Origin of the sequence: Pseudomonas oryzihabitans, from assembly GCF_007665395.1 — a bacterium.
Taxonomy (GTDB): Bacteria; Pseudomonadota; Gammaproteobacteria; order Pseudomonadales; family Pseudomonadaceae; genus Chryseomonas; species Chryseomonas psychrotolerans_C.
Genome location: NZ_VDND01000003.1, coordinates 32,074 through 47,460 on the forward strand (window position 1 = coordinate 32,074; position 15,387 = coordinate 47,460).

Here is a 15,387-nt window from a genome sequence, read left to right on the forward strand (position 1 = left end):
CTCATGCTCAACCGCTTCGTGACCTTATCGGCCCGGCAACGGGGACTCTCCATCGTCGAGCTGATGGTGGCCCTGGCGATCAGCAGCTTTCTGATCCTGGGCGTCACCCAGCTCTACATCAACAACAAGAAAACCTACCTGTTCCAGCAGAGCCAGGAGCTCAACCAGGAAAATGGTCGCTTCGCCCTGGCCTTGCTCAGCCAGGAGCTGGCCAAGGCGGGCTATCGGCGCCGGCCGGACATTGCGGTCACCCAGGATTTCCCGGCCGACAGCGGTAGCACGACGGCCGGCAACGCCCTCGGTTGCAACTTCGCGGCGGGCGCGGCGGTGATCGGCGATGCCACCAGTATCTGTATCCGCTATCAGGCGCGCGACGCGCGCGAAACCGATTGTCGCGGCCAGGTGCTCAGCGCCCAGTCGACCACCCTGGCCAACAATGCCGATGCGCCCTATGAATACTCGACCACCAGCCAGAACGCGGTGGTCGTCGAGCGTTTTTCCCTGGCCGCGGATAGCAACTTCACCACGGGCGCGGCCAGCGAGCGTCCTGGTGCCCTGGTCTGTGCCAGCAATCTGCTGGCCTGCGGCAATGGGGTCTGCACCCGGGTCAACGGTGATACCGGTACCGCGCAGCTGATCGGTGGCGTCCGGGATCTGCGCTTCGACTATGGCGTGGGTACGGAGAAAAACGTTTCTTCCTATACCCTCACGCCGTCCGTCAGTACGGCCAACCTGATCCGCGCCGTGCGCTACTCGGCGTTGATGCAGTCGACCGGCCAGGGCTTGAGGGACAGCACCGATACACCGCCGGTCCTGGGCCAGTGGAATCAGCTCTACGCCACCACCTTCACTGGCAACGCCTACCTCTACCAGATCGCCCAGGACACCATCACGCTCAGGAATCTGATGCCATGACCGCCTATCGACGCCTGCCCGGACACCGACAACGCGGCGCGTCGTTGTTGATCGCGCTGGTCCTGCTGCTGTTGCTGACGATCCTGGCGCTGACCAGCCTGCGTGGCGTCACCCTGGAGTCGCGGGTGATGGGTAACATCAAGCAGCAGCGCACCCTGCAGAGTGCCGCGGAGACCGCCCTGAGGGCGGGCGAGGGCGTGGTCGGCAAGGCCGTCGTCGCCCCGGATCTGTCGAGTGCCTGCAGCCTGACCTTCTGCATGCCCTATCAACTGCGCAACAACGCCTATCTGAACACCGCGGGTGCTGCCCTGGGTAGTGAGACGATCGGCAATCGCAGCGTGCCCCTGGGCTATATGACGCCGCTGTTCCGCAACGGCGACCCCAGTGCCGCGCTGGACGGCTACAACATCCTGAATACCGGCATCACGGCGGAAACGCCCAATGCCCGCTGGTACGTGGTCGATCTGGGCCCGCTCGATACCGGTAGCGAAAACAACTGCGCCCTGACGGGGTGCGGTACCCGCTACTACGAGGTCGATAGCTGCGCCGGTGCGGGCTGCGCGAGTTCACAAGACGGCCAACGGATCACCCTGAGATCCGTCATGGCGAAATCCTTCTGATCGACCGGAGACGCTATCCATGAACGCTCGTGGTCGCCGCTATTCCCTGTTGCCACTGCAACTGCTCGCCCTGGCCTTCAGCGCCCAGGCCGCCACCAACTTTCCCACCCAGACGCCGCTCTTCGTCAACAGCGCGGTGCCGCCGCTGAACATGCTGGTGGTGGAGCGTGACCACAAGCTCTATGCCCCGGCCTACAACGACGCGGCGGATCTGGACGGCGACGGGGTGCTGGACATCTACTACAAGCCGGCGGTCATCGACTACACGGGCTATTTCGATTCCGGTAAATGCTACAGCTACGATACGGCCAACGGCTATTTCGTCCCCCAGGAGGCGGGTACGGCGATTGCCGGCACCCCCACGACCGGTACCCCGAAGAAGTGCGGGACCGGTAACAGCGATGCCCCCTGGAGCGGTGATTTCCTCAACTACCTGACAACCTCGCGGATGGATGCCCTGCGCAAGGTGCTCTATGGCGGCTATCGCTCGACCGATACCGCGACCAGCACCGTACTGGCGCGCGGCAACGTACCGGCCGATGCGCACTCCTGGGGCAAGGAGTACAACCGTGGGAACGGCTACAACATTTCCGACTACGCGCCCATCAGCACGCCAGGCAGCGCCAGCACCTACGTGCTGTTTGCCAACACCACCTACAACAATCAACCGAGCCTGAGGGTCATCCCCAGTACCACCGACACGCGGATCTGGGGCTGGGTGTCACGCGAGTCGGTCCAGGGGCAGAACACCGCCACCACCACTTCCTTCTCGGATGTGAGCCTGACGCCGACCAGTCCGTCGGGAACCCTGACCAGCACGTCCGGCCGCAACGTCTACAGCTTCAATGTCCGTGTCCAGGCCTGCGTCAGTGGACTGCTGGAGAGCAACTGCAAGGCCTATCCCAATGGCCAGTACAAGCCGACCGGGCTGCTGCACGACTATGGCGAAGGCAACCAGATGTACTTCGGGCTGTTGACCGGCACCTACAATAACAACCTGCAAGGGGGCGCCCTGCGCAAGGCCATCAGCTCCTTCGCCAACGAGGTGGATGCCAATACCGGGATCTTCGGTGTCGCCAGCACCTCCGGCAACACCACGACCTACACCAAGCAGGGCATCATCGCCACGCTCGACGGCATCCAGTATTACCAGGACGGCGCCTGCTCGGGCTGGGGAACGCCCGGCAACGACCTGGCCAATGGCAAGTGCTACAACTACGGCAATCCGCTGGCGGAGATGTCCTACGAGGTGTTGCGCTACTTTAGCGGTGCCACCACCCCTACCTCCGGCTATGCCTCGGGTTCGGTGGACAGCAGCCTGGGCCTGCCGGCGGTGACCAGCTGGAGCAATCCCTACAGCACCTATCCTTCGTGCTCCAAGCCCTTCCAGACGTTGCTCAGCGATGTGAATCCGAGCTACGACTCGGATCTGCCGGACAGTGCCTTCACGGCGACGTCGGTCCCTGCCGGTATCAGGGATCCCAATGATTTCAGCGCCCGCACCCTGGGCCAGACCATCTGGGACAACGAGCTGGGTGGCAGCCGCAGCATCAACATCGGCGAGGTGGCGGGCAGCACCACCGACTACGCGCCCACGGCCAAGCCGACGAGCAGTTTCGGCCTGTTCCGCGGCCTGCCCGACGAACCGACCCGGCAGGGCAGCTACAACCTCGCCAGCGTTGCCTACTACGGTAACAAGACCGCCCTGACCACCAGTGGCCAGCGGCTGAAGACCTTCGCCGTCGCCCTGTCCTCGACCCAGCCACGCATCCAGATGACCACCAGCCGGGGTACCCTGACCCTGGTACCCTTCGGCAAGGTGACCAGCCAGGGCTCCAGCTACCAGGCCACGGAGCAGATCACCGGCTTCTACGTCGATACCATGGCCAATCTCAGTGGCATGACGGTGGATAGCACCAAGAACAACGGTCGGCCGCTGATCAGCTTCCGCGTGGTCTACGACGACGCCGCCCAGGGTGGCGACTACGATATGGACGCCATCGTCCTCTACACCCTGGCGGCCAATGCCGACGGTACCGTCACGGTCACCAGCGACACCCAGTATTCGGTGTCGGGCAACGACTCCCACATGGGCTACACCATGTCGGGCACCAATGCCGATGGCATCTACCTGGAGGTGACTGGCGGCGGCACGTCGTCCACCAGCGGCAACCAGCATAATCCCCTGGATACGCCACCCGGCAGATTGCCGGGCGCCTGCGTGAGCAATGCCAATGCCTGCCCGGCGTTGCCCGGCCGCAAGAGCAACAGCGTGGTGGTGAATGGCGGTTCTTCCACCACGCGCACCTTCACCCCGTCGTCCAGCTCCTTGGTCACCAACCTGCAGAACCCGCTGTGGTATGCGGCCAAGTGGGGCGGCTTCAACTATTCCAGCAGCAGCCCCTTGCCGGTCGCCGGTGACTGGGACTCCAACAAGTCCGGCACCCCGGACAACTACTTCCTGGTCACCAACGCCTCGACCCTCAAGACTCAGTTGTCCAATGCCTTCAACCAGATCCTGCAGAGCAATAACTCGGTATCGGCCCCGGCGGTACTGCCCTACCAGAGCACCAGCAGCGGTACGGCCACGCGCTACGACACCTACACCACCAGCATGAATGCCAGCTATTGGAGCGGCGACCTGACCAAGAGCACCATCGAGGTCACCTCGAGCAGCTCTGGCACGGCCACCAAGACCACTACCCAGGCATGGAAGGCCAGCGCCCAACTGCCCGGCTGGGGCTCGCGCGTCATCAAGATGGCCGCAGTTCCCGGCACTGGCAGCGGGTTACAGGATTTCACCTATGCCGCGCTTGCCAGGCGCACCTATGGCGGCACCAGCCTGCAGTCCAATCTGGATACCAACAAGGTCAACTTCCTCAAGGGCGACAACAGCCTGGCGACCTCCACCTACCGCCAGCGGTCGAGTCCGCTGGGCGATATCATCAACTCCGCCCCGGCGTTGGCCAACGGTGCTCAGTATCTCACCAGTGCGGCCAATGCCCTGGAAAGCGGCGGTGACTATGGCACCTTCAAGACCAACCAGGCCGCCGAGGCGCCGATGGTCTACGTGGGGGCCAACGACGGCATGCTGCACGGCTTCAATGCCACCACCGGGCAGGAGGCCTTCGCCTTCGTGCCCACGGCGGTGATCCCCAACCTCTACCTGCTGGCCAAGTCGAACTACAACAACGCGACCGCTTCGCAGCACACCTATTACGTGGATGGTTCGCCGGTCATCGCCGATGCCTATTTCGGCAGCGCCTGGCACAAGGTGCTCATCGGTACCCTGCGTGGTGGTGGTCGTTCGATCTTCGCCCTCGACATCACCGATCCAGACGCCATCAAGCTGCTCTGGGAGTTCAGCGGTGCGGCGAGTAACGCGGGTGGCAACAGCCAGACCGAGCCGACCCTGGGCTATAGCTTCGGTACGCCCCTGGTCTCACGCTTGCACACCGGCCAATGGGCAGTGCTGGCCGGCAATGGCTACAACGGCAATGGCGGGACGGCATCGCTGCTGGTCCTCGACATCGCCACTGGCAGGCTGCTCAAGAAGCTGGACGCCGAAACCGCCACCCAGAGCAACGGGCTGTTCAATCTCAAGGTGCTGGACGTCAACTCCGACGGTATCGCCGACTACGTCTACGGCGGTGATCTGAAGGGCAACCTCTGGCGCTTCGATCTGCTGAACAATGGTGATCTCACCGCCACCGCGACGGTCGACAACTTCACCGTCGCCTTCGGTGGTAAGCCGCTGTACACGGCGCGGAGCAGCGATACCAATGGCGTAATCCAGCCCATCACGGCGCCGCCGTCGGTGGTCAAGCATCCATCCGGTACCGGCTTCATCGTGATGTTCGGCACCGGTAGCTACTTCGCCACCGAGGACAAGACGTCGACGGACCTGCAGAGCGTCTATGGCATCTGGGACAAGAACGTCTCGACCGCTTCGACGCCCAATACCGTCGCGAGCATCACCGCGCTCAAGCGCAGCAATCTGCAACGCCAGACCATCACCAGCGAGAGCACCGTGAGCGGCAAGAGCGCGCGGGTGCTGAGCAACACGGCAGTGAACTGGACGACGGTCAGCGGCTGGTATCTCGATCTGCAGAGCAATAACCAGGCACTGGGCGAGCGTGTGGTGGATCCGATGACCGCCAGTGGCCAGACGCTGGTGTTCAACACCCTGACGCCCAATGCCGACGTCTGTTCTTCGGGTGTTACCGGCTGGGCCTATGCGGTGGATCCGGCATCCGGAGGTCGCACCAGCTTCAATGTCTTCGACCTGAATGGCGATGGCGTGGTCAACAGTCTGGACAGCCTGAATGGTACCGTCGTATCGGGTTTCGGCACGATCGCAGGGGGTACTACCCTGTCCAGCAATCAGTTGATCACCACGGACGGTATCTCGACTACCGTTAACAAGGGTGGCCAGACGTCCGGACGCCAGACCTGGCGGGTGATACCGCAACCGCAATGAGTGGGGAGACCACAGCAGCATGACCAGTACGCGAGGCTTCACCCTGATCGAGGTGATGATCACCGTCGCCATCGTCGGTATCCTGGCCGCCATCGCCTATCCGAGCTACCAGCAGTACGTGCTGCGTAGCCATCGCTCGGAGGGCATGGCGCTGCTCAGCGAGGCGGCTGCGCGCATGGAGCGCTACTACGCGCAGAACAGCACCTATGCCACGGCGACGCCGAACCGGCTGGGCCTGACCAGCACGGCCAACGCCACCACGGTCAATTCGGCGAATGGCTACTACGCCCTGAGCCTGGGAACGCCAACCGCTACCACGTACAGCCTGAGCGTGGCACCCCAAAACGCCCAGAGAAACGACACCTGCGGGACGCTGACGCTGGATTCCACTGGCCTGCGCGGTGCGGCGGGCCAGACTGCGACCACGAACGCGGCCACCGTCAGCAACTGCTGGCGCTAATCCTCCCGCCCCTGTACCAGCCCCGCATCCCGCGCCTGCTCGACGCGGCAGCCGCCGAAGCCCAGCGTCACCCGCTGGGTGGCGTCGGGCCGGCCGGCGTCCTGGGCTTCGTGCTCGACGACCAGGCGGTTGAGGCGGTTGAGCAGGTGCATGGATTCATCGTAGGCGGCGTGATAGAGCCTGAGCGCGGATTCCTCGGTCAGGTCGTGGCCGTAGACCACATGAAAGGTGAAGTCGGGCGCCGCGCGATCCTGTAGATACAGACGCTCGAAGCCGGCCAGCAGATCGCCGGTGAAGTGGGCCAGTAGCCGACCGGCGCCTTCCTGGCTCTCCGTACCGCGCAGCAGCGAACGGGGCGTGAGTACCACGCGGTCCTCCTCGTCGAGCCGGGCATAGCCCTTGCGCAGCCATTCGTCCAGTACGGTACGGGCGCGGACGTCGCTGCCGACGCTGGCGACCAGAGCATCGAAGCTCTGCTCGCCGCCGAGTCGCTGGGTGCGCGGCAGGGGGCGCAGGTTGCCATCGGCGTCGAGCAGGTCCAGCCGGGACGTCCAGGCGCTGAGTACCTGCCATTCCAGGCTAGGCGTGCTTGGCGAAGGCTCTGGGCTGGCTTCGCGCAGGGCGCGGACTTCGCGGCGTGGCAGGCCGGTCAGCACCGAGATGCGGCTATCCGAATTCGGTTTGTCGCGCAGCGGTTCGAAGTCGCGTGCCACCTCGAAGTAGGTCTGGCGCAACAGCCGGTCGAAGGTCTGGTAGGTCACTCCAGAGGCGATGGCGATACGCACCAGCCGACGGATCAGGCTGCGCAGGAGCAAAGGGACCTTGGTGGAAAGCATGCAGGAAGGACTCGACACGACAGACGCCATGCCATCTTCGCGGGAGCCCGGGGGCGCCGTCAAACCCGCGCGCGCCCAAGCGGGCGGACGGCAGGCCGGGCCACCGTCCGCAGGAGCCGGCGAAGCCCCTAGCCTGGGGTACCCGACTCGGTCGCGCCGGCGACGTCCGGATCGTCCGGAAATTCTTCCGGCTCCATGTCGGCGTAGGGCAATTCCTCGGGCGGCGGGGTATTGCTGGGGTTGTCGTAGGTCTTCGGGTCGGTGTCGCTCATGGTTGCGCTCCTCAGGTGGGTAGGGATATCGAACCCGTCTGGGTGGGGCCGTTCCCACTCGGCTACCGACGGTGGCGGGGCCTGTACCTTGCGTCGGCGGCGCCGTGCCCGGCCGAACGCCCTTAGCGCGATAGCTGTCTACTGGCGGACCGTCTCGCCCGAACGACGGCGCCCGAGGATTCCGTGATGACCACACCTACCGCTGTCCACCCGCTGCCGTTCCAGCCCGCCTTCGAACGGGTGGCGGACGACGAAGCCGAGACCGTCCGCGAGATGGTCGAGGCGATGAGATCCATCGCCGAAACCACCTATGCCAACGGCGGCCACGCCATCCGCAGTGTCCATGCCAAGAGCCACGGCCTGCTCACCGGTCGGGTGACGGTGCTGGACGGCCTGCCGCCGGCCTATGCCCAGGGCGTCTTCGCCACCCCAGCCAGCTACGCGGCGGTGCTGAGGTTCTCGACCAATCCGGGGGACATCCTGCCCGACAGCGTCTCCACCCCGCGGGGCCTGGCGCTCAAGCTGATCGACGTGCCCGGGGCGCGGCTGCCCCGTAGCGAAGGCCAGGTGACCCAGGATTTCGTCATGCAGAACGCCCCGGCCTTCACCGCGCCGGATCCCAAGACCTTTCTCAAGACGCTCAAGCTGCTGGCCAAGACCACCGACCGCGGCGAAGGCCTGAAGAAGGTGGCCTCGGCGGTGCTGCGCGGCACCGAGAAGGTGGTGGAGGCCTTTGGTGGCGAGAGTCCGACGCTGAAGAGCCTGGGTGGGCACCCGGAAACCCATATCCTCGGCGAGACCTTCTACACCATGGTGCCCTTTCTCTATGGTCCCTATTTCGCCAAGCTCAGCGTGGTGCCGGTGGCGCCCGAGCTGACCGCCCTGACCGATGCCCCGGTCGAGGTCAATGGCAAGCCCGACGGCCTGCGCGAGGCGGTCAATGGCCACTTCGCCCAGCAGGGCGGCGTCTGGGAGATTCGCGTGCAACTGGGTGTCGACATCGAGCAGACCCCCATCGAGGACGCCTCGGTGGTCTGGCCGGAGGAGCTGACGCCCTTCGTGACCGTGGCCCGGCTGGAGGTCCAGCCGCAGCCGGCCTGGAACGAGGCCCGCTCGCGCGAGGTGGATGACCGCATGGTGTTCAGCCCCTGGCATGGCCTGGCGGCGCATCGGCCGCTGGGCGGCATCATGAGATCGCGGCAACCGGCCTACGAGATGTCGTCGCAGTTTCGCAGCGAGCGCAACGGCTGCCCATTGCACCATCCCCGTGGACCGGTGGAACTCTGATCGCGGCTCAATTGAGGGTGGCGAGCTCGGCGTCGTCCAGCTCGCGGGCGCGGATGGCCGCCGGCCGGGCCACCAGGCCGGCGACGTAGCGCTCGAAGTGCGGTCGCTTGTCAATGGTGCCGAAGGCCATGCCCCAGGCCAGGTGGGCGCCGACATAGACGTCCGCCGCGGTGAAGCGGTCGTCCACCAGGTATTCACCCGGTGCCAGCGCGGCGTCGAGGGTGTCGAGCACCTCGGCGAGGCTGCCGTAGCCTACCGCGCCACGCTTCTGTGGATCCTCGGGCAGGGTGACGCCCAGGGCCTGGTTGGTGGTCGCCGCTTCCAGCGGGCCGGCGGCGAAGAACAGCCAGCGGTAGTAGCTGCCACGGGCCGGGTCGTTGAGGGCCGGGGCGAGACCGGCTGCGGGAAAGGCGTCCGCGAGATAGGCGCAGATGGCCGCCGTTTCCGTCACCAGCGCGGCGCCATGACGCAATGCCGGTACCTTGCCCATGGGATTGATCGCCCGGTAGGCCGCCGATTTCATCGCCGGCCCGTAGTCGATCCGCTGTACCTCGTAGGGCTGGCCGAGCTCCTCCAGCAACCAGCGCACGATGCGTCCGCGCGACATGGGGTGGGTATAGAGCACGGGCCGGTCGAACATGGAGAAACTTCCTTGGGTTGTCGTACCCCCTAGCATAGGTAGGCGCTGGTTCAGCGTCCACGTACAAGAGAAAAGGTGCCCTTCTGCTAGACTGGTAAACCTTTACGAGCCGTTTCACAGGACTTCCGTGCCCTCATCCTTCGACTCCCTGCCACTGGCCGAGGCCATGCAGGCCAATCTGGCCGAGCTTGGCTACCTGAGCATGACGCCCATCCAGGCGGCCAGCCTGCCCATCATCCTCAAGGGCCAGGATCTCATCGCCCAGGCCAAGACCGGCTCGGGCAAGACGGCCGCCTTCGGCATTGGCCTGCTGACCGGGCTCAATCCGCGCTATTTCGGGTGCCAGGCCCTGGTGCTGTGCCCGACCCGCGAGCTGGCGGACCAGGTGGCGCGGGAGTTGCGACGCTTGGCGCGGACCACGCCCAATCTCAAGATCCTCACCCTCTGCGGTGGCATGCCGCTGGGTCCGCAGATCGCCTCCCTGGAGCATGGCGCCCAGGTGATCGTCGGCACCCCGGGTCGGGTACAGGAGCATCTGCGCAAGGGCACCCTGGTGCTGGACGGCCTCAACGTCGCCGTGCTCGACGAGGCCGACCGCATGCTCGACATGGGCTTCGTCGAGGCCATCGCCGACATCCTGCGGCAGACGCCCACGCGCCGGCAGACGCTGTTGTTCTCCGCCACCTATCCGGAAGGCATCGAGCGGCTGGCCGAGGATTATCTGCGCGCACCCTTGCGCATCAGCGTCGAGAGCCAGCACAGCGAGGGCCAGATTCGCCAGCGCTTCTACGAGATCACCGCCCAGGACCGCCTGGGCGCCGTGGTGCGCCTGCTGCGCCACTACCGCCCGGCCAGCGCCGTGGCCTTCTGCCAGACCCGCCAGCAATGCCAGGAAGTGGTCGAAGCCTTGCACGCCCAGCGCATCTCCGCCGCCGCCCTGCATGGCGACCTGGAGCAGCGCGAGCGTGACCAGGTGCTGGCGATGTTCGCCAACCGCAGCCTCTGCGTCCTGGTGGCCACCGACGTGGCGGCGCGCGGCATCGACGTGGCCGGCCTGGAGGCGGTGATCAACGTCGAGCTGTCCCGCGATCCGGCGGTGCACGTGCACCGTATCGGCCGCAGCGGCCGGGCCGGCGAGCAGGGCCTGGCGCTGTCGCTGGTAGCGCCGGCCGAGGCCAGCCGCGCCCAGGCCATCGAGACCCAGCAGGGTACTCCGCTGGACTGGCAGCCGCTCGGCGCCCTGCGCGACACGGTCGAGCCGCTGGTGCCGGTGATGCATACCCTGGCCCTGGCGGCGGGCAAGAAGGACAAGCTGCGCCCCGGCGACATCCTCGGCGCCCTGACCGGCGACGCCGGCCTGCCGGGCGCCAAGATCGGCAAGATCACCCTGTTCGACCACCAGGCCTTCGTCGCCGTGGAAAGGGACATCGCCCGCCAGGCGCTGCAGCGCCTGAGCGAGGGCAAGATCAAGGGGCGCTCGATCAAGGTAAGGATGCTGTAGGCGGACAGGACGTAGGTTGGGTTGAGCGCAGCGAAGCCCAACATTGCCCCAGGCCTGGCTCCCGCTGTAGGGCTTCGACGATGGAGCCGTCTCAACCCAACCTACGGGGCTGGGACTTCGTTGCGCGGCGCGCCCTCACCCCAACCCTCTCCCTGGGGGAGAGGGGCTATCAGCGCGGACAGGACGTAGGTTGGATTGGGCGCAGCGAAGCCCAACGGTGCCCAAAGTCGCACCCGGGGCCGTTGGGCTTCGACGATGGAGCTGTCTCAACCCAACCTACGCGCAAGGCATCGCCGCTTTCGTCGCGTCGTAGCGTGGAAAACGGCGGAGCCTTTTTCACTAGACTTGGTCGCGAGGCGCGCCCTCACCCCAACCCTCTCCCAGGGGGAGAGGGGGCTATCAGTGCGGACAGGACGTAGGTTGGGTTGAGCGCAGCGAAGCCCAACATTGCCCCAGGCCTGGCTCCCGCTGTTGGGCTTCGACGATGGAGCCGTCTCAACCCAACCTACGGGGCTGGGACTTCGTCACGAGGCACGCCCTCACCCCGACCCTCTCCCAGGGGGAGAGGGGGCTATCAGTGCGGACAGGACGTAGGTTGGGTTGAGCGCAGCGAAGCCCAACGGTACCCAGAATCGTACCCTGGGCCGTTGGGCTTCGACGATGGAGCTGTCTCAGCCCCACCTACGCGCAAGGCATCGCCGCTGTCGTGGCGCCGTAGCGTGGAAAACGGCGGAGCCTTTTCCACTAGACTTCGTTGCAGGCGTGCCCTCACCCCAACCCTCTCTCTGGGAGAGAGGGGCCATCCGAGCAGGTGTTCGTCTTCATAGGCCTTCGATGGGCGACCGCATCGGCGGACCGCCAAGGCCACGATCAAACCTCGATTCCCATCCGCCGTCTGGCCCGGTGCGAAGAACTGTCGCGCACCGCCCAGCGCAGCACGGTCGCGGTCGTGCCGATACCGGTACGGATCACCCGCCGACGCAGCGGACCCTGGTGGAAACCCAGTTCCGTGCTGGCCCAGTCGGGCAGCAGGTCGATACCGGCGCTCATCATCAGTTTGCCGAACGGCTTGGCCAGGGTGCTGGGTGCAGGGGCCTGCAGCAGCACCCGGCAGACCTCGCGGCTGCGCTCGTCACACACCAGTTCCGGGCGGATCGCCTGGTAGTAGGCGGCGACCTCCGTGCGTGAGCGGGGGACATCGATGGCGCCCAGGCGCTCGGCCACCAGGGCGATCTCGGCGTAGTAGCGATCCTGTTCGGCACCCGGCAACTGGGGATCGAAATAGCGCAGATAGGCCGCCAGGAAATGGCTGACCTCGGCCACATGGACCCAGGTCAGTAGCGCCGGGTCTTCGGCGCTGTAGGGACGGCCGTCGGCGGCCTGGCCCCTGATGTGCCTGTGGATGGCCTTGACCCGGGCGATGAGCCGCTCGGCGTCGCCACGGCTGCCGAAGGTGGTGGCGGCGATGAACTGACCGGTACGCCGCAGGCGGCCGAGCATGTCTTCGCGAAAGGTCGAGTGGTCCCAGACGCCGGCCAGGGCCAGTGGGTGCAGTGTCTGCATGAGCAGGGCGGCGATGCCGCCGACCAGCATGCAGGTGAAGTCGCTGTGGATGCGCCAGGGCACGCTGCCCGGTCCGAACAGCCCGGGATCGCCTGGCGGCTGCTCGTAGTCGACTTCGCCCAGCGCCAGCCCGGTGAGGCTCATCGCCTGCCGCTCGATGTGGCTCCGGATCGCCTCCATGGCCTAGCGCGGCAGCACATAGAGGGCGGCGTACTGCAGCAGCATGATGGTCTTGCCGTCCACCAGCCGACCGTCCCGCGCCATGGCCAGGGCCTCGTCGAAGGGCAGTTCCAGCAATTCGATGTCCTCGCCTTCCTCGTGCAGGCCGCCACCCTCGGCGATGCGCTGGTCGGCGCGGTATTCACCGGCGAAGAAGTGCAGCAGCTCGGTCACCGAGCCAGGGCTCATGAAGGCGTCGAACAGGTGCTGGACATTGTCCAGGCGGTAACCGGTCTCTTCCTCCACCTCGGCCTTGATGCGCGCCTCGGGCGCCGCCTTGTCCAGCAGCCCGGCGGGGGTTTCCACCAGCAGGCCGTCGTCCAGGCCGTTGCCCAGGGTGGGCAGGCGGAACTGGCGGATCAGCAGCACGGTGCGTCGCTCGCGGTCGTACAGCAGGATGGTGGCGCCGTTGCCGCGGTCGTAGGTCTCCCGGGTCTGGCGTTGCCAGCTGCCGTCGCGGCGCAGGTAGTCGAAGGTGGTCTTCTTCAGCAGGCCCCAGTCAGCGGAAAGGGTCTCGACCTGCTGGATACGGAAGCGGGGAGTATCGGGCATGGGACTCGTCTTGGCGGAAGGCGTCGGGCCACGGTAGCAGAAGTCGCGCCTCCGTGAGGCGCGGACCGCCGCCGCCGGGTCCGCCCAGCCGCCAGGACGACGTTAGAACCAGCGGTCGTTCTTCTTCCGGCCGCGGGTCATGGACGGCAGGATCAGGCCGGCCAGCAGGCCCGCGCCGGCGATGCTGCCGCCGTAGACCATGTACTGCATCAGCGCCTGCTTGTTCTCGTTGCCGAGCTTGGCCTGGGTGCTGCGCAGGTCCGACTGGGCCTGGGTGAGCTGGGCGTCGAGGTCCTTGCGACGGCTTTCCAGCTCGTCGATCTGCTTTTTGCGCGAGTCCAGGGTCTCTTGCATGCCCTGGACACGATTCTTCCAGCTGTCGTCGATGGTCTTGAGCTGGCCGCTCAGCTCGGCCACCTGCTGTTCCAGCTGCGGCAGGCGCTCGGCCTGGCCCGGCTTGGCCTGCAGGTCGCTGCTGGGAATCCAGACGGTGCTGCCACCTTCGCCGCGCACCTGGCTGTAGTCGCCCTGGGTGCTGATCAGCTCGACCTTCTGCCCGGACTTGAGGGTGCCGACGATACGGTAGCCATCGGTGGGACCGCTGCGGACGTAGGTGGTCAGGCTGTCGCTGACCCAGCGCGTGGTGTTTTCCTGGGCGGTCGCGGTGCCGGCGAAGGAGGCGAGGGACGCGGCCAGGCAGAGGCCGAGATGCGGAAGGCGGGACAGCAGGCGAGATGGGGACATGGGCATGATCGGGTCTGTATGCGTGAGCTGAAAAGATGAAGGCCGTGGTGACCAGGCCGGATTATTGTGGGGCAGTACCCTAGCAAGCTGCCGCGATCTATCCGCCAACCCGTAGCGCTCTCTGTGCGAGACGGTGAAACAGTTCAAGCTTTGGCGGGGGAAAGCGACGGCCAGTGTCATCTTGCCGCCATACGGCTGCCAGCGAAAGGCAGCGGGCGAGGTCGGGACAGGCCGTGGCGGCTCAGAGCCGATTGAGCAGGTCCAGGCCAAGGGCGGCCAGTACCCCCAGCCCGGCGCTGCCGAAAGCCAGCGCCTTGCCCCACCAGCGTTTCCAGGCCAGGGCACCGGCCACCATGCCTACGCCGCAAAGCAGCAGGCCGCACTTGAGATAGAAGTCCGACCAGGCGAGCAGCTGGTCGATGAAGGCGAAGAGTTCGTGGAATTCCGGCGGCATGGGGCCTCCTGGCGGGCTGGCGCTATTGAGTCGCCGGGGCCGCGGTCGTTCCCTGGCAGTCCGCCGCCAGCAGCCGTTCCGCCGAGCCCTGGTCGCCGGGCTGGCTGCCGGCGCGCCCGGCCAGCAGCAGGAAGTGGCGACTGGCATCCCGGCTCGGCAGGGCCACCAGGGCCAGCGACAGGCGCGGATCCGGCACGGGGTAGGGCGGGTCCGCGGCCAGGGCGGGAAAGAAGTCCGCGGCCAGCAGCTGGGTTTCGCTCAGGCGCCGCGCCTGATAGCGACTGCCGGCCAGGGCCACCGGTAGCGCCCGCCACTGGTCGTCCAGCTCGGGGGCCAGTTGCCAGAGCTGCTGGCGCAGCGCGGGCTTCAGGCAGGCGAGGTGCACATGCAGCTGATCCTGGCTGCGGCCGCTGGGCGCATTCAGCGCCAGGCCGACGAACTCATCGGCCACCGGCGCCGGACCCCAGGCGCTCAGGTACCAGCGCTGGCGCCAGGCCAGCCCGAACCAGTTGGGTTGGCCGGACTGCCACAGGGCCGGACTCTCCAGGCCACGTAGGGGCCTCAGCGGGACCAGGATGAAATGCTGGCGTTCGCCCGGCGCGCGCAGTACGGCGAAGCCAGGCGTGGTGACGACCTGGCGACAGGGCGCGGGCTGCCCGGTGAGCTGGGCATTGGGCACGCAGATCCCCGCCGTGACCTGGCGCAGCAGCTCGCGGCTGGAGCAGCCTGCCAGCGTCATGCCCAGTACCAGCAGCGACAGCGTTCGCCGCCACGACCCGCGGGCGCTGGACGGCAGCGAACATCTGGGCGAGCGGCCTTTCCAATGGCTATCAGCGGAGCGCAG

General features: G+C 66.3%; 14 protein-coding genes. 6 read left to right on the forward strand and 8 right to left on the reverse strand.

Annotation, left to right across the window (positions count from 1 at the left end):
- Positions 1–3: 3 nt before the first annotated feature.
- From FSV73_RS07730 to FSV73_RS07745, 4 genes are read left to right on the forward strand one after another with little or no spacing between them, the layout of a single operon-like run.
- Positions 4–915, forward strand: coding sequence for a PilW family protein (locus FSV73_RS07730; protein WP_145006321.1), 912 nt, complete (start codon positions 4–6; stop codon positions 913–915).
- On the forward strand, positions 912–1,535 hold the full coding sequence (locus FSV73_RS07735) for a PilX N-terminal domain-containing pilus assembly protein (RefSeq protein WP_145006324.1): 624 nt from the start codon (positions 912–914) through the stop codon (positions 1,533–1,535). Before FSV73_RS07730 ends, FSV73_RS07735 begins: the two co-directional genes overlap by 4 nt.
- 19 nt (positions 1,536–1,554) lie before the next feature.
- Positions 1,555–6,015 (forward strand): pilus assembly protein, encoded by a 4,461-nt coding sequence (locus tag FSV73_RS07740; RefSeq protein ID WP_145006327.1) that lies wholly within the window; start codon positions 1,555–1,557, stop codon positions 6,013–6,015.
- 19 nt (positions 6,016–6,034) lie between these two features.
- Positions 6,035–6,475, forward strand: a complete 441-nt coding sequence (locus tag FSV73_RS07745) for a type IV pilin protein (protein WP_145006330.1) — start codon at positions 6,035–6,037, stop codon at positions 6,473–6,475.
- On the opposite strand, the gene FSV73_RS07750 is transcribed toward FSV73_RS07745, so the two are convergent.
- Both FSV73_RS07750 and FSV73_RS25540 read right to left on the reverse strand, forming a co-directional pair.
- Positions 6,472–7,311, reverse strand: a complete 840-nt coding sequence (locus FSV73_RS07750; protein WP_145006333.1) for a DUF6502 family protein — start codon at positions 7,309–7,311, stop codon at positions 6,472–6,474. The genes FSV73_RS07745 and FSV73_RS07750 overlap by 4 nt on opposite strands.
- A gap of 128 nt (positions 7,312–7,439) precedes the next feature.
- The gene (locus FSV73_RS25540) at positions 7,440–7,583 is read right to left on the reverse strand and encodes a hypothetical protein (protein ID WP_186309183.1); all 144 of its coding nucleotides are present in this window, start codon (positions 7,581–7,583) and stop codon (positions 7,440–7,442) included.
- Positions 7,584–7,769: 186 nt separating this feature from the next.
- Between FSV73_RS25540 and FSV73_RS07755 the strand changes: the two genes are divergently transcribed.
- Positions 7,770–8,870: a catalase family protein gene (locus FSV73_RS07755; protein ID WP_145006336.1), complete on the forward strand. Its 1,101-nt coding sequence runs from the start codon at positions 7,770–7,772 to the stop codon at positions 8,868–8,870.
- A 7-nt stretch (positions 8,871–8,877) separates the two neighbouring features.
- Here FSV73_RS07755 and FSV73_RS07760 read toward each other — a convergent pair whose 3' ends face one another.
- Positions 8,878–9,510, reverse strand: a complete 633-nt coding sequence (locus FSV73_RS07760; RefSeq protein ID WP_145006339.1) for a glutathione S-transferase family protein — start codon at positions 9,508–9,510, stop codon at positions 8,878–8,880.
- Positions 9,511–9,637: 127 nt separating this feature from the next.
- Between FSV73_RS07760 and dbpA the strand changes: the two genes are divergently transcribed.
- Positions 9,638–11,011, forward strand: a complete 1,374-nt coding sequence (gene dbpA / locus FSV73_RS07765) for an ATP-dependent RNA helicase DbpA (RefSeq protein ID WP_145006342.1) — start codon at positions 9,638–9,640, stop codon at positions 11,009–11,011.
- A gap of 870 nt (positions 11,012–11,881) precedes the next feature.
- Here the strand turns inward: dbpA and FSV73_RS07770 are convergent.
- From FSV73_RS07770 to FSV73_RS07790, 5 genes are all read right to left on the reverse strand, one after another.
- The gene (locus FSV73_RS07770) at positions 11,882–12,754 is read right to left on the reverse strand and encodes an oxygenase MpaB family protein (RefSeq protein WP_145006345.1); all 873 of its coding nucleotides are present in this window, start codon (positions 12,752–12,754) and stop codon (positions 11,882–11,884) included.
- Between the two features lie 3 nt (positions 12,755–12,757).
- Positions 12,758–13,345, reverse strand: a complete 588-nt coding sequence (locus FSV73_RS07775; protein WP_145006348.1) for an NUDIX domain-containing protein — start codon at positions 13,343–13,345, stop codon at positions 12,758–12,760.
- Between the two features lie 102 nt (positions 13,346–13,447).
- On the reverse strand, positions 13,448–14,089 hold the full coding sequence (locus FSV73_RS07780; protein ID WP_437179269.1) for a TIGR04211 family SH3 domain-containing protein: 642 nt from the start codon (positions 14,087–14,089) through the stop codon (positions 13,448–13,450).
- A gap of 241 nt (positions 14,090–14,330) precedes the next feature.
- Positions 14,331–14,543 (reverse strand): hypothetical protein, encoded by a 213-nt coding sequence (locus tag FSV73_RS07785; protein ID WP_145006354.1) that lies wholly within the window; start codon positions 14,541–14,543, stop codon positions 14,331–14,333.
- A gap of 22 nt (positions 14,544–14,565) precedes the next feature.
- Entirely contained in the window at positions 14,566–15,282 is a 717-nt protein-coding gene (locus FSV73_RS07790) for a CDP-diacylglycerol diphosphatase (protein ID WP_145006356.1), read from the reverse strand.
- Between the last annotated feature and the right edge of the window lie 105 nt (positions 15,283–15,387).

Coding starts and splice junctions, on each gene's coding strand:
- FSV73_RS07730 (WP_145006321.1), top strand. CDS start 4: ATGCTCAACCGCTTCGTGACCTTATCGGCCCGGCAACGGGGACTCTCC.
- FSV73_RS07735 (WP_145006324.1), top strand. CDS start 912: ATGACCGCCTATCGACGCCTGCCCGGACACCGACAACGCGGCGCGTCG.
- FSV73_RS07740 (WP_145006327.1), top strand. CDS start 1,555: ATGAACGCTCGTGGTCGCCGCTATTCCCTGTTGCCACTGCAACTGCTC.
- FSV73_RS07745 (WP_145006330.1), top strand. CDS start 6,035: ATGACCAGTACGCGAGGCTTCACCCTGATCGAGGTGATGATCACCGTC.
- FSV73_RS07750 (WP_145006333.1), bottom strand. CDS start 7,311: ATGCTTTCCACCAAGGTCCCTTTGCTCCTGCGCAGCCTGATCCGTCGG.
- FSV73_RS25540 (WP_186309183.1), bottom strand. CDS start 7,583: ATGAGCGACACCGACCCGAAGACCTACGACAACCCCAGCAATACCCCG.
- FSV73_RS07755 (WP_145006336.1), top strand. CDS start 7,770: ATGACCACACCTACCGCTGTCCACCCGCTGCCGTTCCAGCCCGCCTTC.
- FSV73_RS07760 (WP_145006339.1), bottom strand. CDS start 9,510: ATGTTCGACCGGCCCGTGCTCTATACCCACCCCATGTCGCGCGGACGC.
- FSV73_RS07770 (WP_145006345.1), bottom strand. CDS start 12,754: ATGGAGGCGATCCGGAGCCACATCGAGCGGCAGGCGATGAGCCTCACC.
- FSV73_RS07775 (WP_145006348.1), bottom strand. CDS start 13,345: ATGCCCGATACTCCCCGCTTCCGTATCCAGCAGGTCGAGACCCTTTCC.
- FSV73_RS07780 (WP_437179269.1), bottom strand. CDS start 14,089: ATGTCCCCATCTCGCCTGCTGTCCCGCCTTCCGCATCTCGGCCTCTGC.
- FSV73_RS07785 (WP_145006354.1), bottom strand. CDS start 14,543: ATGCCGCCGGAATTCCACGAACTCTTCGCCTTCATCGACCAGCTGCTC.
- FSV73_RS07790 (WP_145006356.1), bottom strand. CDS start 15,282: ATGACGCTGGCAGGCTGCTCCAGCCGCGAGCTGCTGCGCCAGGTCACG.